This window comes from Hyphomonas sp., from assembly GCF_016125515.1.
Taxonomy (GTDB): Bacteria; Pseudomonadota; Alphaproteobacteria; order Caulobacterales; family Hyphomonadaceae; genus Hyphomonas.
This window is the reverse complement of record NZ_WGLO01000023.1, coordinates 1-24607: the sequence shown is the minus strand read 5'-3', so window position 1 is coordinate 24607 and position 24607 is coordinate 1. Positions and strand designations below refer to the sequence as shown.

Sequence of the window (24607 nt, the reverse complement as noted above, 5' to 3'; positions counted from 1 at the left end):
GACCGATTCAACGCGGCCGGTTCAGCACATAATCCACCGAATGCAGCAGGATGACGGCCTTGTCACGAAAAATTGCCAGATGTTCCTTGGCTTGTTCGGCAAGCAATCGAACTCTCTGACGCGCCCCATCAACGCCCAAAAGCGTCACAAAGTTGGCCTTTCCTGCCGCTTTGTCCGTCCTGAGCGGCTTTCCGGCGACGGATTCATCGCCTTCCGCGTCCAGAATATCATCCGCAATCTGGTAAGCGAGGCCGAGGTCGTTCGAGAAGCCCGCAAGCGCATTGCGCTCCCCTTCCCGTGCATGGCCGATGATCGCCGCCGCTTCGGTCGCATAGGAGATCAGGGCCCCCGTCTTGAGGCGTTGCATGCGGGTGATCGTGTTGAGATCGCGCGGACTGTCGAGTTCGAGCATGTCGATCATCTGCCCGCCGACCATGCCGCGCGCACCTGCGGCATCGGCCAGTCGTTCGATCAACATCACCCGGATGGCAGGGTCGTCGTGGGTCTCGTTTGACGCCAGGATCTTGAAGGCGAGCGTCAGGAGCGCGTCCCCGGCCAGCACAGCGGTCGCTTCATCGAATGCCTTATGCACCGTGGGCTGGCCCCGGCGGAAATCGTCGTCGTCCATGCAGGGCAAGTCGTCATGGACGAGCGAATAACAATGGATGCACTCGAGTGCAGCAGCGGTCCGCAACAGGCTCTTCTCGGACGCATCGAACATCGCACCCGTTTCAAGCACGAAAAACGGCCGCATCCGTTTGCCGTTCGCAAGCGCGGCATGGCGCATGGCACGCATCAGATTGGCTTCAGGGCCGCTGGCGGGTGGGATCAACTGATCAAGGGCGACTGTTACGCGGTCCGCCACTTCCTTCAGCCGCTGTTCGAAATCGGTCACTTCCCCCATCGGCCTGCCCGAACCTCAATCGAAAGCCGCAGGTTCGGTCGCAGGGCCGTTTGTGCCTTGCACGATCTGTTCGACCTTCAGTTCGGCCGACTTCAGCCGCGTTTCGCAATGCGCCTTCAGCGCAGCGCCGCGTTCGTAGATCGCGATGGACTTTTCGAGATCGACATCGCCCGCTTCTAGTTGGCGCACGATCACTTCGAGCTCGGCGAGCGCCTCTTCGAAGGTCATCTTGTCGACGGGTTTGGTCTTTGTCTCAGCCATATCGGGCAATTTCCTCACGTCCGTTCCGGCATGTCTAGAACCCAGAACAAGGGGCGACAACCGAAATACCGGCCAACGGGCGGTTTATCCCCCGCGATACTCGTAGATGCGGTAACTCCAGTAGGCGTCCCCGCCATCCTTGACGCAGATCCAGCCCAGCCGCCGAAGTTCGGGCCGAAGCATTCGATTGAACCAGCCATGGGCTGCCAGATAGACTTTTCCCTGGGCCGAGGCCTCATGCAGCCGCAATGCGGCAATCTTGGCCCTGAGGTGTGCTTCCCGGGCTGTTTCGCCGCCGAGACTATGACCGCCCAGCCAGGCTGTCCGGGCGAGCACGTTCCACGTCTTGGGCAACATGCGAAGGCCGCTGAGCGTTGGCGGCGGCAAGGTTGCTTCATTGAACACCGGGTCGTGGGCCGCCGGCTTGTGCGGCAAGGCGCGCTCGGCTGTCTGCTGGGCGCGCAGGCGGCCGGACGCAAATACGATGTCTGCATCCGCGACGATGTCGATCAGCTCCTGGGGCGGCGCCTGGTCGTCAGCCAATGGCCCCGCTTCATAGCGGTCCCACCAGTGCACATAATCCCGCCATCCGAGCCGGGGACCGGCCCTCCGGTCCAGCGCCGGCCGGCCATGCCGGGAAATAATGATAGGCCCTCGCGGCGATCGAGCCGATGTCGTTGCTGGCATCGTCCTTCCTCGTCGGTTCGGATTCCGGTGGGCCCTCTGCCCTCCCCCTCCGACTAACGGCGTTGCCCCGATGGGGCAAGCGTCTTGCCCGCCTCAAAGAGGCTGCCAGACCCGTTTCCTGCAGGATGCATCATCCTGCAGCTTGCAGCGGTGGAAGGTGAGCAGCACCGTGTCCGCACGTCCGATCAGGTGATCGAGCGGCACAAAGCCGACCGACGCATCGTTCGGGTCGCCCCGCAGGGGGCAGCCGGCCCGGTCGACGACGCCGTTGACCGGCGGGCAATGCCCGGACAGCTCGCGGCTGTCGTAGGAATTGTTCCGGTTGTCGCCGACCATGAACAGATGGCCTTCCGGGACAATGAAAAGGAGCGAGTCCGAAACTGGACGGCCGCGCAGGCCCCGGTGCGTGATCCAGGACTTGTCGCCGATCGTTTCACGCCATTCCTCGGCCTGGTCGATCACGACTTCCTTGTCCGGGACATAGCGCACGGTCCGAAGATACTCGGAGTCCACAGGCTCGCCGTTGATGATGAGCGTCTCGTTCAGCATCTGCACCGTATCGCCGGGCAAACCAATGACGCGCTTAATCATCACGCGGTCAGAGTGCGTGTGCTCGAACACCACGACGTCGCCGCGCTCCGGCAAGCTGGGGAAAAACCGGCCATGGCCGAGCGGCAGATACCGTCCCAGGCTCAGCGGCAGGGAATACCGTCCGTAGCCGTAGGCAAATTTGGCAACGGCGACGCGGTCCCCGACTTCCAGGGTCGGCACCATGCTCTCGGAGGGGATCACCCGCTGCTCGTAGACCAGACCGGTAAAAAGCAGGAAGGCGGGCGCGACGATCGCCAGCGTCGCCGCCCATTCCTTGAGTTCGCGAACCACCTTTTGCCAGGTCGTCAGAGGCTCTTCCGTTTGCGACGGGGCATCGGTTTCGCTCGACATTCTGACCTCGACAATCGGTTTCCGGAGGCTGTCTTAGACGAAATCGCCCGCTCCTGCGAAGGCGAAAACACGGATTCGACTGCTATTTAACCGCGAGGCCCGATTAGGCGAGACCATAGAGTGTCACACCGTCGGAATTGACCGAAAGTGACAATTCTCCGCGCTGTTTGAGGTAATTGAGGTGCGCGAGCGCCTCGCCTGTGGCCATGCCCAATTCTTCGCCGTCGATGGCCCGCCCGAAGACGGAGACAAACGTTTCGAGCACCGGCACCGGCCCTTTCGCGAGCTTCTGGCGCAAACGGGTCAGGGCCGTCTCATGTCCATTGATCAGGTGCTGCAGGCGCGGGTGGGCGCCCACAAAGGGTTCATTGTGGGCCGGCAACACCAGGCAATCGGCCGGAATCAGATCCAGAAGCTTGCGGCAACTGGCGAGCCATTCCTCAAGTGGGTCCGCATCCGGTTCAGTCGGGTGGACCGACACATTCGAAGAGATCCGCGGCAGGATCTGGTCCCCTGAGATCAGGAGGTTCCGCTGTGCGCTGTAAAGGCAGGCATGCTCCGGGGAATGCCCCGCCCCGACGATGACCTGCCAGTCGGCACCGCCCATCCGGAAAGTGTCCCCATCCGACAGCCGGTGATAGGCATCCGGCATGAGGCTGACCCCACGGCCAAAGCCGCCGAAGCGCGCCTTGTAATGTTCGATCGCCTTCTCATTCCAGCCCGCGCTTTTGTAGAAATCGAGCCCGGCCTTTGGCGCCTTGCGGCCCGTATCCGCAACAAGCATGCGACAGGTGATGTATTCGAGCCGCGTCATCCACAGCTCGGCGCCGTATTTGTGGCACAGCCAGCCAGCGCTTCCGACGTGGTCGGGGTGCATGTGCGTGATGATCACCCGCTTGAGCGGCTTTTCGGGCGTTACCCGAGCGTCAAGCAGCTGGCGCCAGGCATTCTTCGTCTCAGGCAGAGGCAAGCCGGTATCGACAATGGTCCAGCCATCACCGTCATCGACGAGCCAGAGATTGATGAATTTGAGCGAGAATGGCAGCGGCATGCGCACCCATTCGATCCCGGGCCCGACCGGGATCGTCTCGGCGAGGCCCGGCGTAACCTCACCGAAAGGGTAAGTCAGCCCGAACCGGGTCGTGGGAGCGAATTCAAAACCATCCATGGTGCGACGATACCCCTGACCGCGCGCCCGTCGAGCCGTCACGCGGGGGAAAGTTACTTGATCGGGCTGCGCGGGCGTTTTGGCAGCTTTGTCCTCCGGAACCCCTCGCCTGTTGGACCATAGGACCGCGTTTTGTAGGTTGCTTTCGGGGGCTGCTCCGTGGCGGCTGTGACGGACTTCTGCGTTGCCGATTTCCGGGGCTTTGGTGCCTTGTCCGCTTCCTTGCGGGTAGCGGCCTTTTTGGCGCCGGTTGCCACACTGGCAGCAATCAGGGCTGCGCGTTCCTTGTGGCTCAATGGGCGCCATTTGCCCTCTGCGAGGCCGCCAAGCTCAACGGGGCCAACCCGAATCCGTTGCAGATCCAGCACGCGCAAATGGACCAGAGAGCACATGCGGCGGATCTGACGGTTGCGGCCCTCGTTCAGCACGAAACGTAGCGTGTCCTTGCCCTTGGCCTCGACCGTTGCAGGGCGCAGCTTGCGGCCGTCCAGTTCGAGGCCATGGCGAAGCAATGACAGCTTTTCGGAGGTGATCTCGCCTCCGACTTTCACGATGTACTCTTTGTCGACATCGCTGAGCGGCCCGATGATGGCCTTCGCGAGCACGCCGTCCTCCGAGAGGATGAGCAAGCCGCGCGAATCCTTATCGAGCCGGCCGAGCGGCGCCATCTTGTTGTTGCGCCCGGGTATCGCCTGAGCCTGGCCGGCCAAACGCTCCTTGACGATCAGGCGAATGGCCGGGGTTTCGCCCGGCTCGGGTGTGCCGGACACAAAGCCAACGGGTTTGTTGAGAACAATCGACAACTGGTTGTCGAGGGCGCGTTCGGCTTTGGCGGCTAGACTCATGGTCTGGCCAGGCAAGATCCGCTCGCCGAGTTCGGTGATCTTTTTGCCGTCGATCTCGACAAGACCCTGTTCGATCAACGCATCTGCTTCGCGGCGCGAACAGACACCTTCAAGCGCCAGCCATTTGTTGATGCGCAGCGGCTCGGGGCCCTCATAGGTCTTCTTCCAGGCCATTTTTGGAACTGTCTCCTGCCGCGAGTGCTCCTCTTATCCACAGGGCGAAGTCGCTGCAACAGCTGCTGCCGGAGGAGGCAGAACGGCCCAACGATGCGGACTTGCGCTCTCGTCTCATCGACAGGTTCACTGCGAGTCGCGCTTAAGCCGCCGGAATGACGCCCTTCTCCCTTGCTTCCCGCGCGCGCGTGATCACGTTCGTCCTGATCGTGGGGGCCAACTTCGCCGGCAAGCTCACCGAGCATTTCGGCGCCGAACCCATGATCCTGTTCGGTTCGGCGTTGTCGACGGCGGTTCTCCTCGGATTTCTCGCCTACCCGTTTGCCGGGGGATCACACCCCGTCGCGCTGTGCCTGCTGATCATCCCGACAAATGTCGGCCTCGGCTTCCTCGGACCTCCGGGCTTCTACCGCGCCGTACTGGCCTCGAAGGGCGGCGACGCGCTGGTGCTCGCGGCCGTTCTCACGACAACAGCAGGCGGAACGGCCGCCGCAGCGCCATTTGTCACGTTCGGGAACGTGCCCCGGGTCAGCCTCGCGGCAGCGGTCTCCAGCGCATCGGTCGCGTGTCTGCCGCTGCTGCCCAAACTGGGCGATGCATCAGTCGATCCCGAACAAGGCCTTGCTGTTTACCAGGAAGGTTGAGCCACCCTCCGTAATGCTCGCCAGCGTGCCGGGCGCGGCCGTGAGAATGGTTTCAGCAAAGAAGCCTGCCAGCGCCACCTTGCGCGCGCGGTCGCTCAGATCTTCGCTACCGCGCGCAGCGAGTGCAGCGCGGGTCAGGAAGTGACCGCCGATGACGTTTCCGGCGAGGCCGAGATAGACCGTGGCGCTGGCGAGCGCCTTATCCTGCTCTTCGGCTTTCATCGTTTTCAGCATCCAGTCCGTCGCATCACCCAGCGCCTTCGACGCCGTCCAGAGACGCTCCGCCAACTGAACGAATTGCGGATCATTGGAAGACCGGGCCATGCGGACGGTTTCGTCGATCTCTTCGAGCATGGCGCGCATCGACGCGCCGCCATTGCCGGCAAGTTTGCGTCCAACAAGGTCGATGGCCTGAATGCCGTTGGTGCCTTCGTAGATCGGTGCAATCCGGGCATCGCGGTAAAGCTGCGCCGCCAGCGTTTCATTCATGAAGCCCATGCCGCCGTGCACCTGAACCCCTAGGCTGGCGATATCCACACCCATGTCGGTGCTCCACGCCTTGGCAATGGGGGTCAGCAGGTCTTCGCGCGCCTTTGCGGCAGACCGGACCGATGGAATTCTGGACGCATGCGCTAAATCTGCCGACACCCCACAGGCATAGCAGATCGCCCGTGCAGCCGCGACGCGGGCACGCATCGTGATCAGTGTACGGCGCACATCGGCATGATGAAGGATGGGCGCAGGACCGGCAACGCCGTCGACTTTGCCTTGCTTGCGCTCCTGGGCATAGTTGAAGGCGGCCTGATAGGCGGCTTCGCCGACGGCAACCCCTTCAAGGCCTACATTGAGACGCGCAGAATTCATCATCGTGAACATGCACGCGAGGCCCTTGTTTTCCTCGCCGATCAGCCAGCCCTTGGCGCCGGAATATTCCATCACGCAGGTCGGGCTCGCATGAATTCCGATCTTCTTCTCGAGGCCGATGCAGCGAACACCGTTGCGGTCGCCCAGCCTACCATCCTCGTTCACCAGGAATTTGGGCACGAGGAACAGGGAGATGCCCTTTGAGCCGGCCGGCGCGTTCGGCAGTCGCGCAAGCACCAGGTGTACGATATTGTCCGTCAGATCGTGGTCGCCCCAGGTGATGTAGATCTTCTGACCGGTGATGGCGTAGCTTCCGTCCCCATCTGGCACAGCTTTGGTCGTGAGCGCGCCGACATCGCTGCCGGCCTGCGGCTCGGTCAGGTTCATCGTGCCCGTCCATTCGCCGGATACGAGCTTCGGCAGATAAAGGCGTTGCTGGTCCGGCGTACCGTGGGTCTGAAGGGCTTCAATGGCCCCGAAGCTGAGCAGCGGGCACAGACCGAATGCCATGTTGGCGGAATGGAACATTTCCATCACACCCAATGCCAGCGCTCTGGGCAGGCCCTGACCGCCGAAAGTCTCAGGTGCAACCAGACCCATCCAGCCGCCCTGGCGGAACGCGTCATACGCCGCCTTGAAGCCTTCAGGGGAGATTACCCCATTCTCACCGAGCCTGGCCCCTTGGGAATCACCGACGGCGTTGAGCGGCGCCAGAATGTCACGCGCCAGCTTGGCAGCTTCTTCCAGGATCGGCCGCACGAGTTCTTCGTCATAGGCTTCGAAGCCGGGCAAGCCTTCAAGCTGGTCAAGGCGGGCTACTGCCTTGAGTGAAAACTCGATTTCGTCGATCGGTGCATCGTATGCCATCAGTCATTCCGTGTTTCGGATAGGAGTTATGCCGGCCCAGTGATAATGATTTGGTTCAATCGCGCAAAGTCCGCATTACCTTGCGGGTCGACCCGTTGGGCAATTTGGAGAGGAATACAATGCGACTTTTATTGATTTCAGCCAGCGCACTGGTGCTCGTGGCGTGCACGCCAGCTGCAGAGACGGCGCCGGCCGCCGAAGCGCCTGCTACAGCCGCAGACACCGCCGCGCCTGAAGCTGCGCCGGCACCGGAAGTGGCCTTTGGCGAGGCCGGCACCTACAAGGCCGATCCGACCCACACCTCGATCACCTGGCGCGTCGGCCACCTCGGTCTTTCGAAGTACACGGCGCGGTTCACGACGTTCGACGCGACGCTCCAATTCAATCCCGAAGATCTGGCGGCGAACTCGGTCGATGTCACAATCGATCCGCTTTCGGTCGAAACGGATTTCCAGGGTGACTACAAGGGCACGCACAAGGATAGCCCCTATGCCAGCTGGAACGAAGACCTCGGCAAGAGCCCGGTCTGGTTCAACGCAACCGCTTTCCCGCAGATCACCTTCAAGTCGACCGGCGTCACCCAGACAAGCCCGAACGCTGGTACTGTGACCGGTGACCTGACCTTCCTCGGCGTGACCAAGCCTGTGACGCTGGACGTGACCTACAATGGCATGGTCCAGCTGCCCTGGACGCCGGATCAGGATCGGATCGGCTTTTCGGCCAAGACGACCCTCAAGCGGTCTGATTTCGGCATGACGAGCAATCTGGAATTCATCGGCGATGACGTCGAAGTCATCATCGAAACGGAATTCCTCGAAGTCGCGGAATAAGATCCGTGAGCGCCGAGGCGTCGCCACGATACACAAATATCGCCATCGCCCTTCACTGGGCGATGGCGGCCCTGCTGCTTTTCATGATCTGGCTCGGCTGGAACATGGACGACAACGAGGTGCGCTATCAGCTGCACAAATCGATCGGGATCACGATCCTCTTCCTGGCGCTCGCCCGTCTGGCATGGCGCTTTGCGAATCCGCCGCCGCCCCTGCCGGAAGGTATGCCTGCCTATGAGAAGACAGCGTCCCACGCGGTGCACATTGCGTTCTACGTGCTGATGATCGGCATACCGCTCGGAGGCTGGTTCATGGTTTCGGTATCGCCATTCCAGGTTTCGACGGTGCTGTTCGGCCAGGTCAGCTGGCCGCACCTTCCCTTCACCGACGGCCTCATCGGCAAGGAACTCTATGAGTTTGTAGCCAACATCCATGGCAAAGGCGCCTGGGTCATCATTGTTCTTCTGGCGCTGCACGTCGCTGGCGCAATCAAGCACGAGCTGGCCGCCGAAGACGGCGTTCTGAAGCGGATGATCCCTGGCCTGTTCGGCAAGACGAGCCCGCCTTTGCTGCCGGCACGCGGGGCGCTGTTTGCCTTTGGCGGCAGCCTTCTCCTGTTTGCCGCGATTGCGGCCGTTCCCCTCATTGGAGCGGGCGGCGCGAAACCTGCGCCCGCAAGCGCGCCTGTGGAATTGGCCGGAAACTGGGACGTGGACTACAGCCAATCCGAAATCACCTTTTCCGGTCAGCATGAAGGCAACGCGTTCAACGGTGTGTTCGGCAGTTGGACGGCAGACATCACCTTTGATCCGGACGCGCTGGCAGACGCCAAGGTGCACGCGGTGGTCGATACGCGGACGGCCAAGACCGGCACCAAGCTCTATGACGACAGCCTCAAGAGCAAGGAATGGTTCAATGTGGCAGAGTTCCCGGAGGCTACGGTGGATCTGTCGGATTTCCGGAGCGTAGGCGCGGGGTACACGGCAACCGCCACGCTGACACTGAAGGGCGTGCCCGTGAGTGTTCCGCTCAATTTCACGCTGGATATAGCGGGCGACACCGCTACGCTGGATGCGACCGCCGAGTTCTCCCGCAAGGCGCTGAATCTCGGCCAATCGTCAGATCCGGGAGCGTCCTGGGTCGCCGATGCGGTTGCAGTGAACGTAACCGGTCAGGCGAAGCGCAAACGCTGAGGGGCCTTTTGCGTGACGCCTGAGAGGTGATAAGGGCGGGCGATGACCGCCGCCATTGCGCCTATCTTGCCGGAAACCATTGCCCTTGCCGCTGATATTCTCGGTGATGGCGGGCTGATCGCCATGCCGACTGAAACAGTTTATGGCCTTGCGGCGGACGCGGCCAATGCCGAGGCAGTTGCGCGCATCTACGAAGCCAAAGGCCGGCCCCGGTTCAATCCCCTGATCGCGCATGTATCCTCCTGGGCGATGGCGGAACAAGAAGCCGAGTTTTCGCCGCTCGCGCGCCAATGTGCCGAGGCGTTCTGGCCGGGGGCTCTGACACTCGTTTTGCCGGCCAAGCCGGGGGGGCAGGTTTCCGATCTGGCGCGCGCGGGGCTTGATACGATCGCGATCCGATGGCCTGCACACTACGCGGCGACCGCGCTGATCACGGCATTCGGACGCCCGCTCGTGGCCCCCTCCGCCAACTTATCAGGTCATGTCAGCCCCACACGGGCAGACCATGTGATGGCCGATCTGGGAGACCGCATCGATCTGGTACTGGATGGCGGGCCCTGCCAGGTCGGAATGGAGTCGACGATTATCGGTGTTGATGGAGACGAACTGGTCCTGCTGCGGCCGGGCGGTATCCCGACGGAACTGATCGCGGAGAAGACCGGCCGACCCGTGCGCGTGCATACGCCGGATGACGCGATCAATGCGCCGGGGCAGATCAAATCCCACTACGCCCCGAAGGCCCGCTTGCGCCTTAATGTCTCTGCACCGGAACCCGGTGAGGGCTATCTGGCCTTCGGGGCAGACAATCCGGGCGGCCTCAATCTATCTCCGAGTGGCGACCTGGTCGAAGCGGCGACCAAGTTGTTCGCGATGCTGAGGGCACTCGACGCACGCTATGAGCGCATCGCTGTCGCGCCGATTCCGGAAGACGGACTCGGAGAAGCCATCAATGATCGTTTGAAACGTGCCGCGTACCGTGAGGGAGACGGAGCGGCCTAGCCGCCCATGATGTCTTCCTGCAGCACAGTCATCATGAACTGGTAGGACGTTTCGCCCTCTTCGTCGTCGCGGTAGACGACGGCGAGAAACTCTGCACCAAGATAGACCTCTGCCGAGTCATTAGCTTTGTCGCGCGGCAACAGGCGCAGGCCCGGATTGAGCTTTTCCTTGAGGTAGGCCTCGAGGCGCAGCATTTCTTCTTTGTTCATCACTAAATTTCCTGAACCAAATCAACACGCGCGGAGACTAGACGCTTTGGGCGCCTGAGCAAAGTGCCGGGCTGCAAGGTTTGGACTAACCGTTGGTCTGGTCCGGGATGCCCTGGTCCATCGTTTTTGCCGGCTGGCAACAGCTGGGCCCGCCAACGACCTTCGCAGGCACGCCTGCGACCGTGCAATGGGCCGGCACGTCTTTCAGCACGACACTGCCGGCGGCGACTTTCGCTTCATCGCCTACAGTGATGTTGCCAAGGATCTTGGCGCCGACCGACAAGAGAACGCCGCGGCCGATTTTGGGGTGTCGGTCGCCGACTTCCTTGCCTGTTCCTCCAAGCGTGACGCCGTGCAGAAGCGAGCAGCCTTCGCCCACGACAGCCGTTTCACCAATCGTGATGCCGGACGCGTGGTCGAGCATCACGCCGGCGCCGATGCGGGCAGCCGGGTGGATATCGACATCGAACAGCTCCGACGCGCGGCTCTGGAAGTGGAAGGCCAGCGTCTCCCGGCCCTGACGCCAAAGCTGGTGGGCGACGCGGTGTGTCTGGAGCGCGAGGAAGCCCTTGAAGAAGAGGAAGGGCTGGAGCAGCCCCCGGCAGGCAGGATCCCGTTCGAGCACAGCCTGCATGTCGGCCTCGGCCAGCACAACCAGGCCCGGATTGGACTCGTAGGCGCCCGTGATCACATGGCGCACCTGCTGGGTGCTCATTGCCGGGCTCGAGAGCTTTTCGGCGAGATGATACGACAGGGCTTGCCCCAGCGTGGCGTGCGTGAGGATTGCCGCGCTGAGATATCCCGAGAGCGAATGCTCCTCTGCGGCCGCGGCGGTTGCCTCGAAGCGGAGGCGTTTCCAGGCCGGTGCGGGCGCGCCGATGTCCGGATTGTCGATCATGATAGGCCTCCTCAGGCTTCGTACGGACCTAGATGGCGCCCGAACGGCCAGATTTCAATTGCGGGAATCGCTTCAACTCAGGCTATTCCGCGTGCGCAACGGTCGGCTGCCGCCGCTTCGACCGCCGCCCGAACAGGCCCATGGTCGAAAGCCGGAAGACGGCCGGCGTGAAATACAGCGCCAGAAGCGCCGAGCCACCGACACCGCCTGCGATACCGGCCGCAAGGGGCATCCAGAACGCATCGCCGCCAAGCAGGATCGGGACAAAGCCGCCCATCGTCGTCAGCGTTGTTGCGATGATGTGGCGGGTGGCGTTCATCACCACCTCGCGCTGAGCAACAATGTCGTCGGCCATGGCCTCGGGACTGTCGCGCAAGAGGGACAGCACAACGATCGTGCCGTTGATCGCGATTCCGAAGAGCCCGAGGCTGCCCACGATGGCGTTGAACCCGAATGGCAGATTGAACAGCCAGACACCGAAGAAGGCGTAGAAGACGGACAAGACGCCCGAAACGATGATCAGCAGCATCATGCGGAATGAATTGAACACGAGCATGATGGCGCCGGCCATCACCAGCATCAGCGGTATGCCGACCGCCGCAAGATTGCCTACGGCTTCTCCGGAGTTTTCTGCTTCACCGCCAATCAGCATGTCGTAGCCGGGGGGAAGCGAGAAACCGGAAGCCTCAAGACGTTCCTGGAATTGCGCAAGGCTCGGCGCAGGCAACGTGTACGGATCAAGGAATGCCAGAATCTGGTTGGTGCGAAGGCCGTCGCGCCGGGAAATAATGGACGTTTTTGGCGTCAGTTCCATTTCGCCCAGCGCCGACAGTGGCGTGCCGGTGTCGCCAGGCGTCGCGCCTATGGTCTTGGATTGAAGGTCTGTCAGGTTCGTCCGACGGTCACTCGACGATGTGATCCGCACCGGGAGTTCTTCGGTGCCTTCGAGAACCGAACCGGCCCGGACCCCTTCGAGTTCAGAATTTATGTTTGCAGCGAGGTCCGTCAGACGGCTGCCGGCGAGATTGGTCGCAGATTCGTCCGCCTTGAGACGCAAGGTCGGCGAGCCCAGTTCGAGCGACGCTAACGAATACGTGATTCCCGGTGTCTGGTTCAGCACGGTGCGGACGTCCTGACCGAGCTGGTTCAGAATCTCGAGATCGGGCCCTCGGAGGATAAGTTCGATTGGCGCGTCGGCTGGCGGCCCCTGCTCGAACGGCAAGGCAAGAAAGCGCGCAGACGGGAACTCGCTGCGAAGCTGGCGCTGAACATCGTCCACGATCTGGCGCGTGCGCTGGTTTCCGTCGAGTTGAACCCAGCCTGATGCAAATCCTTCGACGCCGCGCGTATTGTTGAACGAGTTATAATACACACGAGGCGATGGTTCGCCGAGCACCCACGTGACCGACTTCACGCCCTCATTCTGCATGACGAGTTCGGTCGCACGCTCGGTGATAGCAATTGTGTCGGCGAGGCTGGATTCCGACGTCAAACCAAGCGTGAGCTGGAACTGATCCCGCTCCGTAGGCGGAAAGAACTGTTGCGGAAGCTTGGTCATGAGCATCAAGCCCATGATCGCTGGCGCGACGCAGACAATGATTCCCAACAAGGGATACCGTATTACAGCCCCGACTGTTGCGCGATACCCGTCCGACACCAGATCGATCGCAATCCCATCGCGCCACCAGCGGCGCGGCCTCCGCATCGCTCCCTTTTCCCAGCTGCGCTTGCGGTCGAACCAGCCGGCAAAAGCTGGCACGATCGTGATCGAAATCAGGAACGACGCTGTGATCGAATAGATCACCGAGATACCGATCATGCCGATGAACTCACCAGCCGGTCCAGGAAGCATCGCAATGGGCGCAAAAGCGAGCGCGGTCGTCAGCGTTGACGCCGCTAGCGGCGCCAGCAGATGCTTGAGGCTGCGATCAATGGACTCCAGCCGTGAGAGTCCCCTAGCCCGCCACTGATCGATGTCATCGACGACGACAATGGCGTTGTCGATCAGCAGGCCGAGCGAAATCACTAGGCCGGTGACGGACATCTGATGCAAAGGCTGGCCGAATATATTGAACAGGATCAGCACCAGTGCGACAGTCAGCGGCATCGCCGTGCCGCAAACGAGCGCCGAACGCCAACCCATCGTGAAAAACAGGACGGCGAAGACAATCAGGGCTGAATAGCCGAGGTTTTGCGCGAGCCCGTTCAATCGCGCTTCGGTATAGCGGCTCTGGTCGAAGACGACCTCAACCTTGATGCCCGGCGGCACATCGGCGGCGAATTGATTGACAGCGTCGCGCGCCGATTTCGCCCAACGGTCTACGCGCAGGTTCGGCGAAATAAAGCCCGCGACAAGCACCGCGCGCTTTTCATTCTCGAACGCCATGCGGGTTGGCGGATCTTCGAAGCCCTTGATGACAGACGCGACATCGCCGACACGCAACACTGACCCGCCGGGCATTTGTCGGATCGGCACAGAGCGCACACGCGCAAGACTGTCGAGATCACCGTCGACCTCGACGCCGATCGTGCCACCATCAGTGCGCAGGCGTCCGGCGGGCGCCTTTGAATCAGCTGCCGCGATGGCTCGCGCGGCGTCAGCAACGCTGACACCGGATGCCGCGAGCATGTCACCGTCTACCGTAACCCGAATCTCTTCGGCCGGAAGGCCGAACGTTTCGGTCAGTTCAGTTCCGTTGAGCCGCTGGAACGTGTTCTGCAGGTCCAGCGCGAGACGGCGCATGACGGCAAGCGGCGGCTCTCCCTCCCCTGTCCAGGTCAGGGAAACGATCATTGTGCTGGCGCCGACATAGAAGCGCGTGATGTCAGCGTTGCTCGTTCCCGGGGGGAACGATTGCTGCGCTTTCGCGACCTGTTGCCGGATGAGCGTCCAGGCGTCGTCGACTTCGGCTTCAGTCAGATCATCCTCGATGTTGAGACTGACCTGCACCACGCCGCTGCGCGCAAACGTCTCGACCTGTTTCAGCTCCGGAAGCTCCATCAATGCCGCTTCCAACGGCTGCGCAACCAGCGCTTCCATACGCTCTGCATCGGCCCCCGGAAGGGTGACGACAACGATTCCGAACCGTTCAACCAGCGTGGGGTCTTCCTGCCGACCGAGCGAAAGCAGCGCGCCCAGCCCGCCGAACAGGATCACGAGAACCGCAAGTGCGGTCAGACGCGGGAGACGATAGAACAGGGACAGCATTGGAGTGACCGTCCCTAACCGTCGTGCTCTGTCGACGCCCTCTGGGAGTCGATTGGGGTGACGGGCACGCCGGGTGTGATCCGGTGAAGACCATCCGTGATGATCCGGTCGCCGGGCTGCATGGGTCCGCGCACGAAGGCGCGGTCACCGGAGGTGTGTACCATCTCGACGACGCGTGACTCTGCCCGGGCCCCGCCGCCATCCGGCACCGCCACATAGATGGTCCACAACCCGCGGGTAGCGCTCGTCAGGGCCTTCAGCGGCACCCAGAAGCCGCCCTCATCGATCGTCCTGGGAATTGAAAGGCGTACAATTGTGCCAGCCGGGACGGACGCGGCGTCGTCAATATCGAAGACAGCCGCGACCGTGCGCTGCGAGGCATTGACAACGCCGGTGACGCCGCGGAGTGTCGCATCGACCGGGCCCGTCTCGGCGGTGAGCGTGTAGACCTTGCCGGGCTCTAGGTCGGCCACGGCGCTCGCCGGCACGCCGATCTCCGCCTCCAGCTTTCCAGCTTCAACCAGCTCCAGCAACGGTGTCCCTGGGCCGGCGATGGCGCCCTCGTCGGCAAACCGCGCTGTCACAACACCGTCGAATGGCGCCGTGATTCGCGCGAGATCGATCTGCACCCGGAGCGTATCCGCCTGCGCTTTGGCCGAGGCTATTCGCGCCGCTGCGGTTGCGGCCTGCGCTTCGGCTTCGTCGACACGCTGTGTCGAGACATGGCCCTGCGCTAGCAACGTTCGCTGGCGCTCGACTGTATCCAATGCCAGCTGATAGGACGCGCGTGCTTCGTCAACGACGGCTTCGAGTGAAGCGAGTTGGGCCGCAAGCCCCCTTGTGTCCAGCTTGGCAAGCGTGTCGCCAGCTTTGACGTGGTCTCCGACCCGTACACGGATGGATTCAATCCGTCCGCCGGACGGAAATCCCAGCTGACTGGTACGCTGCGCTTGGGCGAGGCCGGAATAGGCTTCGTCCAGGACGAAATCCTTGACCAGAACGGCTTCGGTCACCTCAACCGTCATCGGCTCTGGCTCGGCGACGGCCACCTTCGGTCCTTCGGCGCTTCGCATCAGGAAGGCTCCGAACAGGAAACCTGCAATCACGAGCCCCAGAAGGACAAGGAAAACAACCCCCTTCATGAAGGTCGGGCGGAATTCTCTCTGATCGCTCAGTGAATGATAATCCGGGTCAGACATCTGTGCGCTCTTTGTTTCCGGGAGTTGGTGCAGTCGGCCCATGTGTGTCGCAAAGGCTGCGGACCAACAGGCCGACATGGAAATCGGTGAAGGCATCGTTGGAAAGGACGCCGCGATCATTCGGCATCATTTCCGGAAAATGGGGAATATGGATCAGCAACTGCGCAAGGCCGTGCATCGACGCCCAAAGCGATTTCGCAGCCTGATAGGGATCCATTTTGGCGTCAAAAACCCCGGCGCTCTGACCTTGCTGCACGAGCGACACCACCATTCCGAAGGCTTGGCCCTTCTTCATGTTCTGGAAATTCGCCCAGTCGGTGGCCGAACCTTGCGATGCAAACGCGGCGAGGTAGTGGTGCGGCCGCTCCACGGCGACACGGATGTACGTCTTGAAACAGGTCCGGACGCGCTCTTCGAATGAAAGCGAAGTGATCGCCGCGTGATCCACGCGCTCCATCAAACGGCCGAAAAAAGCCTCCTTGAGCTCGTCGACCAGCTCTTCCTTGGAGCCGAAATACTTGTAGATCGCGGACGGTGAATAGTCGATTTCCTCGGCCAGCCGGCGAATGGACAATCCGGCCTCGCCCTCGACGGAGAACACACGCTCGGCCGCCTCGAGAATCGCTCCCCGGACTTTCTGCCGGCGGCGCTCTGCAGGCGAAGCCTCTAGTTCCAGCGGCTGCGACAAACGAAGCTCCTCCCCGAGCGGCGTTTAATTAGTGAACACTGTTCACTTTAGAAGAATTAGGCCGCGCGAACCGCAACGGCAAGCCGGATTGAAAAATTAATTCGCGCCTTCTCCTGAGGCCGTCCGGACATTAAAGCCTGAGAGTGATGACCAAACGATTTCCGCCGCCGCCGCTCCGAGACATACCCTTGCCTGGGGCCCGCCCTAGCAGGGAAGCCCGCGCGATGCTTGCCTTGCGCAAGTCCGCCAACAAGCTGCTTCTAGGACCGCCGGGACCTTCGCCCGAAGAGTTGGATGAGTTGCTGTGCGTTGCGATGCGGGTGCCGGACCACCGCAAGCTGGCGCCGTGGCGATTCGTCGTGTTTGAAGGCGATGCACGCGACAGGATCGGCGCTGAACTCGCTGACATCCTCAGCGCACGAGGTGCGCCTGAGCCGCAGGTCGCGGAAGCCGCAAAATCAATGGTTCGGGCGCCTGTTGTCGTGATGATCGTCTCAAGTCCGGTCGATGACGGGCGTACGCCGGTTTGGGAGCAAGAGCTTTCGGCGGGCGCGGTCTGCTACAATCTGCTTCTGGCCGCCAATGCCAGCGGCTGGGCCGGCGTCTGGCTGACTGAGTGGCCCGCGTTCGATCCCGACGCTGCCATTCGTCTTGGCATCGGCTCATCGGAACGGATTGCAGGCTTCGTGCACATCGGCACGGCGCGTGCGCAGACGCCCGAGCGCGAACGACCAACTCTGGATGCCAAGGTCACGCGTTGGCCTTGAAGGCGCCCGCCGCTTAAATCAGGCTGATACGAGGGATCAGGCCGAACGTCATGCCCATGTAGAGGGCGTAGCCCAGGAGCAGCACGCACCCTTCCCAGCGCGCAATCTGCCGCCCGGTCATCGCGAACAGCATCAACAAACCTGCCGACAAGACGAGCGCGCCCACATCCATGGACGAGATGATACTGACCGGCTGCGAGCCAGCCATCGCGACTGCACCTTCATCCCCCCGGATGCTGAACGGTTGGACCAGCGCCGTCACACCGACAATTCCAAGGATATTGAAGATGTTCGAGCCGATGATGTTGCCGAGTGCCACATCGGCCCGCTTGCGCAAGGCTGCAACAACGGACGTTGCAAGTTCCGGAAGGCTGGTCCCCACCGCCACGATGGACAGACCGATGACCGTCTCGCTGATGCCGAATGACCGGGCGAGCGTCGATGCGCCCGTCACCAGCAGGTTCGCACCGAAAACGACGGCAACAAGACCTGCGGCGGCAATCAACAGGCCCAAAGTGAGACCATACCCGGCCTCGACCAGCTCTCCTTCAGCCCGGTGCATCTCAGCCGTCGCGTCCTGGCGCCGCTGATCGGCGATCAACGAAAAGGCCAGGTAGGAAACGAGCAGCGCGACCAGAATGATGCCGGCGATACGCCCGAACTGGTCGAACCAGAGCAAGCCGCAGAGCAGTATGGTTACCGCGATCATGATCGTGCCGTCGCGCGCCAATGCGCTGGGCTGCACCATGATCGGCGTGATGATGGCCGCCACAGCAAGAACCAGGAAGATGTTGGCGACGTTGGAGCCGACGACATTTCCGATAGCAATGCCGACCGAGCCGTTCCCGACCGCCTGAATACTGGTGACCAGTTCCGGGACTGACGTGCCGAAACCGACCAGAGTGAGCCCGATCACGAGTTCGGATATGTTCAGTTTGCGGGCAACGCTTACCGAGCCCCGGACGAGCGCTTCGCCGCCGATGAACAGCAAAACCAGTCCGCCGAGCACAAAAAGATACATCATATGACCGAATCCCGCCGTTTCCCGGCCATATAGTGTTACGAAACTGCATGATGCAATCAAACCTGGCGGTTCACGTCATTTACCATTCACCCATCAAGTGAACGTAATGGTTTCAGGCTCATGGATGGGCCAGAACTTGCATCCCTGCTCCGGCAGAAAGCTGAGAACGCGATGAAAGAGGCGAAGCCGGCAAATGCCTGGACGATCGCCCGGCCTTTGGCCGGGGCCTGTCTGCTGGCCGCAACCTCCGCCTGCGCACTGGTGCCCGGGCTCGACACTGTCGCGACCCAGGAAGCCGAAAAGACGCCTCGGGCGACGATCGAAGGCGTTCCCCTTGCCCTCGAAGTGCGCGCCAATTCGCTCGTGCGTGTGGCTGAACCGGCGCCGCGCAGCGTTCTGGAAGCCCGCAACCGCGTCAACAAGTCCGCCGACCTCGTGCACGACCTCTTGTCATCCGAAGGCTACCTCGCAGCGGAGGTTACCCCGTCGCGCATCGAATCGACCGATGGGACTCCGATCCTCGTTGCGGTCCCGGGCGAACGGTTCACCGTGTCGACAGGGACATATTCGGGCCGGGATGCGATTGTGCCCGAAGTTGCCCGGCAGCTTGATGCCGATCTGGGCGAATTGCCGGTTGGCTCCATCGCCCGCACGCCAGATATCGAGCGGATTGACGACCAACTCGTGATGTCCCTGCGCAAGCAAGGCTATGCATTTGCCTACAGCGAAGGGATCGATGTTCTCGCCTCCCGGTCTGAGTCGAATGTCGATCTCACCTTCCTTCTGGTTCCCGGGCCACGCGTTGCACTCGGCGCGCTTGATCTGCCAGGCGTTGATGCGCGCGGCTCGAAAATGATCGGGACCATGAAGACCTGGAGCGACGGCGATCTCTACAATCCGGCGATCATCGACAAGCTGCGCACGCGGCTGCGGTCTACGGGGCTCTACGAAGGCATCGGTGTGACGGTGGCCGAGGTGCCCGGCCCTGACGGTCTGCACACCGTCACCGCCACCCTGGTTCAAGCTGACCCCCGGACCATCAGTATAGGTGCGACGGCATCGACGACCGAGGGAATTGGTGTCGATGCCTATTGGGAGAAACGCAACCTCACCGGACGGGCGGACCGTCTGCGCATCAGCGGCGAAGTCGCAACGCTCGCCCGTGACCTGACAGCGACCTACGAGCGGCCAAATATCGGAACGTATGGGCGGACTTTGACGCTCGAAACCGGCGTCCGGGCTGAAGAGACAGATGCATACGACCTGACCGGCGCGAAAATCGGCGCCTCGCTTTCACAACCCTTCATGAAGAACCTGACGCTTTCAGTCGGTGCCACACTCGATGCCACCCGTACCCTGGATCAACGTGCACGCATCGTGGGCGGTACCGAACGGGATCAGTTGACGTTGTCCTTCCCGATCTCTGCCAACTATTCGGACGTCGGCGATCCGCTTGATCCGCAGTCCGGCGTCAGACTGTTTGCAGGCACGGAGACCGGCGTGTCTGTCGGTGACGAGACGCCGGGCTATACGCGACTTCACCTCACCGGCGCGACCTATCGTGCGATTACTGACAATATCGTCGGCGCGTTTCGTGCTGAATATGGCGCTTTCGTCGGTTCGAATGCCGTGCCGCCCGACAAGCTATTCTTTGCGGGCGGTGGCGGCACCGTTCGTGGATATGAATACCAGAGCCTGTCGCCGCGCGACTCGGCCGGGATCCTTACCGGCGGCCGCAATCTGTTTGCCTTGTCGGCGGAAGTTCGCTGGCGCGCGTCGGAACGGTTCGGATATGCTCTTTTCACAGACTTGGGCGCAGCCGGCAACGATGCCGGCTCGGTGATTTCAAATGCGTCGGCGTCTGTAGGTGTCGGTGTTCGCTACTACCCCGGCTTCGGTCCGATCCGTCTGGATCTTGCAACCCCGCTCGACCGGCGGGATGGTGACGCACCTGTTCAGGTTTATATCTCCATCGGACAGGCGTTCTGATGGGTCTGTTCTCCGGTTTCACTTCCTTACTCCGCCGGCGCCCGTTGACGTCCTCGCTCGCGGCGCTCGTTCTCGCACTTGTGGCGCTGACTTCCTTTGTGCGTTACTGGATCACAACTGACGCCGGACGCGATTTCGTGATCTCTCAGCTCGATGGCCGTGAGATTGCCGGATACGGCAAGCTCAGCATCCGGAATATCGAGGGCGATCCGCTCTCGGACTTTTCCGTAGGGCTGATCGAGATACGCGATTCGTCCGGCGCGTGGATCAGCGCTAAGTCCATCAAGGTGTCGTGGTCACCGCTAGTCCTGCTTTCACGGCGCCTGGATCTGTCGGAGGTCGCGGTCGAAGCCATCGACCTGAGCCGCCTGCCGGACCGCACGCCCCAACAAGCTTCAAGCGGCAAGGCGTGGGAGGTACGGCTTGGCAATGCCACAATTGACCGTCTGCATATTGCCAAAAGTGTCGCGGGACCTGAATCTGCGTCGTCGATTTCTGCACGCTTCCTGACCGCCCGGACCGGAAGTATCGACGCACGGCTGCGTATCTCGCCGCTGGAAGGCGCCGGTGATCAGATCGACGCCCAGATCAAACGCGATGCCGCTTCGTCCTTCGAACTCCAGATCGACGGCATTGCGCCAGCAGACGGGCTGTTCGCCCATCTCCTCCGTCTGCCGGAGGGCTCGGCGGCTGTCCTGACGGCCTCGGCCGCAGGTGATCTTTCCGACGGCCGCGGCGAAGCCCTCCTGTCGATAGACGGCGTCGACAAGGTACTCGTATCGGGCAAGATCGAAAACAATGCACTGGAAGCCAATGCCCGTTTCGATGCCACCGCTTTGCCGCTTACCGAAAAGCTCTCTGCGTTTCTTGGCACGCAAGCCGAAGCGGACCTTCTGGCGACATTCGCGAAGAAGTCGGCGACGGTAGGCCTGGATGCGCGCATAGCGGCTGGCTCGCTCAAACTCACCGGCAAGTCGCGGCTCGACCGGCTTGAGCTTGTCGAGCCCGCGAATCTCGAAGCAAACCTGACAACGCTCCTTCCCTATTGGGGCGGCGCGGACGGATTGAAGCTGAACGGCACGCTGTCGAAACAGGATGACGGCTACCAGTATTCCGGTGAAACAACGCTCAGAATTTCCGAACGTTCTTCCCTTCCCTTCGAAACCGCCTCGGGTCCCGTCACGGCTACGCTGGAAGATGGACGGATTCCATTCTCTGCGACTTTGACGGTAACGAAGCCGGTCGCCAGAAACGCAACCTTCGCCGGTATTCTGGGCGAACAGGTCCGCCTGTCCGGCACGGGCGTCTATGAGCTTCAGGGCCGCCGCCTGCTGATGGATGCCATCGAGCTTACGCACAAGACCGGCACAGCGCAGTTGCTGGGCGAAGCGGACTTCCGCAGCAGTGATCTCAACCTGACCGGAAAGATCTCCCAGGATATAGCCGCCCTACCGGGTGGTTTCGGCGGCACGGCATCAGGCTTCGTTCAGGCCAAGGGGCAGCTGCGAGACCTGGAGCTCTCGCTGAACCTCAACCTCGCCAACGTGACCTCCGGTCTGGAAACGCTATCCCCCTTGGTCAATGGTTTTGGCACGTTGCGCGGTGTGATGTCGATCAAGCCGGACGAAGGCGCGATCCAGAAAATGGAACTGAAGCTGCCGGGACTTCAAGGCCGGGTTTCGGGACGCGCCTACGGAACACGGGCGCCTGACCTCAGCATCGAGGCCGAACAGCTGGAGCCGATTGTGATGTCCGGCAACCAAATCAATCTCGGATCCATCTCGACCCAGCTTCGCAGGACGTTCGCAGGTTTGCGCCTGAGCGGATCATCCGAAGATGGCCGCGCCATCATCAGTGGACGCACCATCTCCAGCCTCGTCGCAAAAGCCGATCTGCTTATCGATGACGGAACCATAACCGGTCCCGTGACACTGGCTGGCGTTACCGATGGCCAGCCGGCCACTGCGTCGTTCATTCTCGATCGGCGGGCCAAAACGACACGGATCAGCTCGCTCGATGGCCGGTTCGGCGCGATCGACCTATCCGGATCTGCAGCAATCTCGGATTCCGGATCGATCGAGGCCAATATCAATGCCGACGCCAGCACATTCAAGGTCGGCGGGGTGCGTTTCGGCAGCTTGACGATCAAGACGTCGAATAGTCCGGCCGGCAGCAATGCCTCGGCGCTCGGCGCCTCATTCGAGGCCACCGATGTCTTGCTCACATCCCGCTTGGCGGTCGACAGGATCACCGGCTCAGTCATCTCCACAACGGCAGGTTATCGCTTTGAAGGCCGGATTCTCGACGACAAGAACGGCGCAGCCAGCGATATCCTGTATTCGGGGCTTTTCCGGACCGGGAGTGAAACACCATCGGGCACACTGGCCTTGACGGGTAATCTCTTCGGAGCCCCCATCGCCACGCGCAAGGACATCACATGGACGATGGGTGCCGCGCCCACTGCCGATGTCGATCTATCCATTCTGGGTGGACGGATTCAGGCGCGCGTCAGACCGGGTAACACGACCGACAGCAGCACGCTGACGATCGACAAGCTGGTGCTTTCGCCCGCGCTCGCAGCCTTCGGCTTGCCCGAAATTGATGCGGTGATATCGGGCGACGCCAACGGGCGATTGTACGGTGAGAATCCGGAAGGCCGCTTCGTTGTGACGGGCACCAGCGGATTGTCCGGCCTGAAGACGGCGCTGGATCTGACGCTGACTGGAAACCTAAACCGCCGCGCTTTGACGTTTACCGCAGAAGCCGGGTATGGCCCGGAACTGAACGCCGCAGCGTCGGGACGCCTTCCTGTAATGACGGCTCCCGCAGCTGTCGTGAAACTCGACCGCGACAAGGCGATGGACGCCGAGCTTGATCTGGCAGGAAACCTTGACGCGCTCCGGCTGGTCGCCCTCGCCTACGGGCACGACATTGGCGGTCAGATCGATGCCCACGCAAAAGTCGCCGGCACGCTGGACAACCCCAAGATCACTTCAAACGCCACGATCACGAAGGGGAGATACGAGTATGGCGCGACCGGCCTCAGCCTCAAAGATCTCGAGGTAAAAGCCGACTACCGCGACATGACCACAACGCTCTCCGGCGCGGGTGCAGGTGCCCAGGGCGGCAGTCTAACGTTCGATGGGCGGCTTGCAGAAGCCGAGACCGGCGTGAAGGTCAAGTTTGATCGCCTGCTTGTTTATGACAAGCTCGGCGACCAGGCGCGCATCTCCGGCGATGCCCAGCTCGTTGAGGGCGCAGATGATCGTTTGCTGAGCGGTGCATTGACGGTCAATGAGGCCAGGTTCAACATCGACAACTTCTCCGACAACTCGATCCGGACACTGAATGTGCGCTGGGATACAGATGATCCGGATGCCGCGCGCCGGGCAATTCTCAACAAGCCGATCCGGCTCGACATGACCGTGTCCTCCAAGCGCGGCGTTGTCGTGCGCGGGCGCGGACTGGACAGTGATTGGGGCGTGGATGTTGCAGTGACGGGAACGCCATCAAGCCTGCTGTTCAACGGGCGTGCAACGTTGGTGCGCGGCACGCTGGAACTCGCGCGGCGCCCCTTCGAATTCCAGACCGGACAGATCACATTCGATGGTCCGCTTGATTCCGCCCGCTTGGCTATTTCAGCGACACGTGAGGTCAATGGTTTCTCGGTTAACGCCGATGTCAGTGGAGCTGTCAAAGATCCTACGATCGAACTTTCGAGCACACCATCGCTTCCTCAAGACGAAATCCTCTCTCGGATGTTGTTTGGCAGATCGTCTGTTGATCTGTCCGCGCTGGAGGCGGCAGAGCTTGCCTCATCGATCGCCCGTCTCGCCGGACGGGACACCGGCGTTGATCCCGTCTCTGCAATCCAGTCCGGTCTTGGTGTTGATAGACTAAGGCTTGGCGTGGATAGCGCCGGCAATGCCGAACTCGGCGTCGGCCAGTACCTGGCACCGGATGTCTATCTTGAGGTGACAACCCAAGGCGCTGCTGGCAATAGTGTGGAAGTCGAGTGGCAGCCACGCCCTCAGGTTTCGGTTGCATCAGAGACGAGTTCCACTGGAGACTCGCGTATATCGATCCGCTGGAAAAAAGACTACTGAGTGTGTTTCGGCGTGCAAGTTTGACCCCTTAGACGGGGTTATCGGCGTCCAACTTTGACCCCCCGTTTGGAGTGTTTGACCATCCGCGTTTTGGTAGCGGATGGAGCTGGAGTTGAAGGGCGTGGATACGATTGCGCGGGT

20 protein-coding genes are annotated in these 24607 nt (G+C 61.7%); 7 read left to right on the top strand and 13 right to left on the bottom strand.

Annotation, left to right across the window (positions count from 1 at the left end; translation table 11 throughout):
- Positions 1–7: 7 nt before the first annotated feature.
- The 6 genes from GC148_RS15430 to GC148_RS15405 form a co-directional block, all read right to left on the bottom strand.
- A complete protein-coding gene (locus GC148_RS15430; protein WP_366064057.1) occupies positions 8–895 on the bottom strand; it encodes a polyprenyl synthetase family protein in 888 nt (295 codons plus the stop codon).
- A 24-nt stretch (positions 896–919) separates the two neighbouring features.
- Positions 920–1165, bottom strand: coding sequence for an exodeoxyribonuclease VII small subunit (locus tag GC148_RS15425; protein WP_291072174.1), 246 nt, complete (start codon positions 1163–1165; stop codon positions 920–922).
- A gap of 84 nt (positions 1166–1249) precedes the next feature.
- Positions 1250–1708, bottom strand: coding sequence for a histidine phosphatase family protein (locus GC148_RS15420; RefSeq protein ID WP_291072173.1), 459 nt, complete (start codon positions 1706–1708; stop codon positions 1250–1252).
- A gap of 237 nt (positions 1709–1945) precedes the next feature.
- Positions 1946–2794 (bottom strand): signal peptidase I, encoded by an 849-nt coding sequence (gene lepB / locus GC148_RS15415; RefSeq protein WP_291072171.1) that lies wholly within the window; start codon positions 2792–2794, stop codon positions 1946–1948.
- 103 nt (positions 2795–2897) lie between these two features.
- Positions 2898–3962 carry an MBL fold metallo-hydrolase gene (locus tag GC148_RS15410; RefSeq protein WP_291072169.1) on the bottom strand — a complete coding sequence of 355 codons (1065 nt, stop codon included), beginning with the start codon at positions 3960–3962 and terminating at the stop codon, positions 2898–2900.
- Between the two features lie 53 nt (positions 3963–4015).
- Positions 4016–4981, bottom strand: a complete 966-nt coding sequence (locus tag GC148_RS15405) for a pseudouridine synthase (RefSeq protein ID WP_291072167.1) — start codon at positions 4979–4981, stop codon at positions 4016–4018.
- Positions 4982–5136: 155 nt separating this feature from the next.
- Here GC148_RS15405 and GC148_RS15400 point away from each other — a divergent pair, with 155 nt between their 5' ends.
- Positions 5137–5625, top strand: a complete 489-nt coding sequence (locus GC148_RS15400; protein ID WP_291072165.1) for a hypothetical protein — start codon at positions 5137–5139, stop codon at positions 5623–5625.
- Here GC148_RS15400 and GC148_RS15395 read toward each other — a convergent pair.
- Complete coding sequence (locus GC148_RS15395) at positions 5581–7356, bottom strand: acyl-CoA dehydrogenase (protein WP_291072163.1); 1776 nt, start codon at positions 7354–7356, stop codon at positions 5581–5583. The genes GC148_RS15400 and GC148_RS15395 overlap by 45 nt on opposite strands.
- 119 nt (positions 7357–7475) lie before the next feature.
- Here GC148_RS15395 and GC148_RS15390 point away from each other — a divergent pair, with 119 nt between their 5' ends.
- From GC148_RS15390 to GC148_RS15380, 3 genes are read left to right on the top strand one after another with little or no spacing between them, the layout of a single operon-like run.
- Entirely contained in the window at positions 7476–8186 is a 711-nt protein-coding gene (locus GC148_RS15390) for a YceI family protein (RefSeq protein ID WP_291072161.1), read from the top strand.
- A 5-nt stretch (positions 8187–8191) separates the two neighbouring features.
- Positions 8192–9379, top strand: coding sequence for a cytochrome b/b6 domain-containing protein (locus tag GC148_RS15385; RefSeq protein ID WP_291072159.1), 1188 nt, complete (start codon positions 8192–8194; stop codon positions 9377–9379).
- Between the two features lie 42 nt (positions 9380–9421).
- Entirely contained in the window at positions 9422–10378 is a 957-nt protein-coding gene (locus GC148_RS15380; RefSeq protein ID WP_291072158.1) for an L-threonylcarbamoyladenylate synthase, read from the top strand.
- Here the strand turns inward: GC148_RS15380 and GC148_RS15375 are convergent.
- The 5 genes from GC148_RS15375 to GC148_RS15355 form a co-directional block, all read right to left on the bottom strand.
- On the bottom strand, positions 10375–10587 hold the full coding sequence (locus GC148_RS15375; protein WP_291072157.1) for a DUF3126 family protein: 213 nt from the start codon (positions 10585–10587) through the stop codon (positions 10375–10377). The genes GC148_RS15380 and GC148_RS15375 overlap by 4 nt on opposite strands.
- Before the next feature lie 85 nt (positions 10588–10672).
- Entirely contained in the window at positions 10673–11485 is an 813-nt protein-coding gene (gene cysE, locus GC148_RS15370; protein WP_291072155.1) for a serine O-acetyltransferase, read from the bottom strand.
- Between the two features lie 82 nt (positions 11486–11567).
- The gene (locus GC148_RS15365) at positions 11568–14693 is read right to left on the bottom strand and encodes an efflux RND transporter permease subunit (protein ID WP_291072154.1); all 3126 of its coding nucleotides are present in this window, start codon (positions 14691–14693) and stop codon (positions 11568–11570) included.
- 14 nt (positions 14694–14707) lie between these two features.
- Positions 14708–15835: an efflux RND transporter periplasmic adaptor subunit gene (locus GC148_RS15360; RefSeq protein ID WP_291072152.1), complete on the bottom strand. Its 1128-nt coding sequence runs from the start codon at positions 15833–15835 to the stop codon at positions 14708–14710.
- Positions 15836–15884: 49 nt separating this feature from the next.
- Positions 15885–16580, bottom strand: coding sequence for a TetR/AcrR family transcriptional regulator (locus tag GC148_RS15355; protein WP_291072150.1), 696 nt, complete (start codon positions 16578–16580; stop codon positions 15885–15887).
- Positions 16581–16804: 224 nt separating this feature from the next.
- Here GC148_RS15355 and GC148_RS15350 point away from each other — a divergent pair, with 224 nt between their 5' ends.
- Positions 16805–17347, top strand: a complete 543-nt coding sequence (locus GC148_RS15350; protein WP_291072149.1) for a nitroreductase — start codon at positions 16805–16807, stop codon at positions 17345–17347.
- A 13-nt stretch (positions 17348–17360) separates the two neighbouring features.
- On the opposite strand, the gene GC148_RS15345 is transcribed toward GC148_RS15350, so the two are convergent.
- Entirely contained in the window at positions 17361–18371 is a 1011-nt protein-coding gene (locus tag GC148_RS15345; protein WP_291072147.1) for a calcium/sodium antiporter, read from the bottom strand.
- Positions 18372–18542: 171 nt separating this feature from the next.
- Here GC148_RS15345 and GC148_RS15340 point away from each other — a divergent pair, with 171 nt between their 5' ends.
- Both GC148_RS15340 and GC148_RS15335 read left to right on the top strand, forming a co-directional pair.
- The gene (locus GC148_RS15340) at positions 18543–20360 is read left to right on the top strand and encodes a BamA/TamA family outer membrane protein (RefSeq protein ID WP_291072145.1); all 1818 of its coding nucleotides are present in this window, start codon (positions 18543–18545) and stop codon (positions 20358–20360) included.
- Complete coding sequence (locus GC148_RS15335; protein WP_291072143.1) at positions 20360–24466, top strand: translocation/assembly module TamB domain-containing protein; 4107 nt, start codon at positions 20360–20362, stop codon at positions 24464–24466. Before GC148_RS15340 ends, GC148_RS15335 begins: the two co-directional genes overlap by 1 nt.
- The last annotated feature ends 141 nt before the right edge of the window (positions 24467–24607 follow it).

Coding starts and splice junctions, on each gene's coding strand:
- GC148_RS15405 (WP_291072167.1), bottom strand. CDS start 4,981: ATGGCCTGGAAGAAGACCTATGAGGGCCCCGAGCCGCTGCGCATCAAC.
- GC148_RS15395 (WP_291072163.1), bottom strand. CDS start 7,356: ATGGCATACGATGCACCGATCGACGAAATCGAGTTTTCACTCAAGGCA.
- GC148_RS15365 (WP_291072154.1), bottom strand. CDS start 14,693: ATGCTGTCCCTGTTCTATCGTCTCCCGCGTCTGACCGCACTTGCGGTT.
- GC148_RS15345 (WP_291072147.1), bottom strand. CDS start 18,371: ATGATGTATCTTTTTGTGCTCGGCGGACTGGTTTTGCTGTTCATCGGC.
- GC148_RS15335 (WP_291072143.1), top strand. CDS start 20,360: ATGGGTCTGTTCTCCGGTTTCACTTCCTTACTCCGCCGGCGCCCGTTG.
- GC148_RS15340 (WP_291072145.1), top strand. CDS start 18,543: ATGAAAGAGGCGAAGCCGGCAAATGCCTGGACGATCGCCCGGCCTTTG.
- GC148_RS15350 (WP_291072149.1), top strand. CDS start 16,805: ATGCTTGCCTTGCGCAAGTCCGCCAACAAGCTGCTTCTAGGACCGCCG.
- GC148_RS15400 (WP_291072165.1), top strand. CDS start 5,137: ATGACGCCCTTCTCCCTTGCTTCCCGCGCGCGCGTGATCACGTTCGTC.
- GC148_RS15390 (WP_291072161.1), top strand. CDS start 7,476: ATGCGACTTTTATTGATTTCAGCCAGCGCACTGGTGCTCGTGGCGTGC.
- cysE (WP_291072155.1), bottom strand. CDS start 11,485: ATGATCGACAATCCGGACATCGGCGCGCCCGCACCGGCCTGGAAACGC.
- lepB (WP_291072171.1), bottom strand. CDS start 2,794: ATGTCGAGCGAAACCGATGCCCCGTCGCAAACGGAAGAGCCTCTGACG.
- GC148_RS15410 (WP_291072169.1), bottom strand. CDS start 3,962: ATGGATGGTTTTGAATTCGCTCCCACGACCCGGTTCGGGCTGACTTAC.
- GC148_RS15375 (WP_291072157.1), bottom strand. CDS start 10,587: ATGAACAAAGAAGAAATGCTGCGCCTCGAGGCCTACCTCAAGGAAAAG.
- GC148_RS15360 (WP_291072152.1), bottom strand. CDS start 15,835: ATGAAGGGGGTTGTTTTCCTTGTCCTTCTGGGGCTCGTGATTGCAGGT.
- GC148_RS15425 (WP_291072174.1), bottom strand. CDS start 1,165: ATGGCTGAGACAAAGACCAAACCCGTCGACAAGATGACCTTCGAAGAG.
- GC148_RS15380 (WP_291072158.1), top strand. CDS start 9,422: ATGACCGCCGCCATTGCGCCTATCTTGCCGGAAACCATTGCCCTTGCC.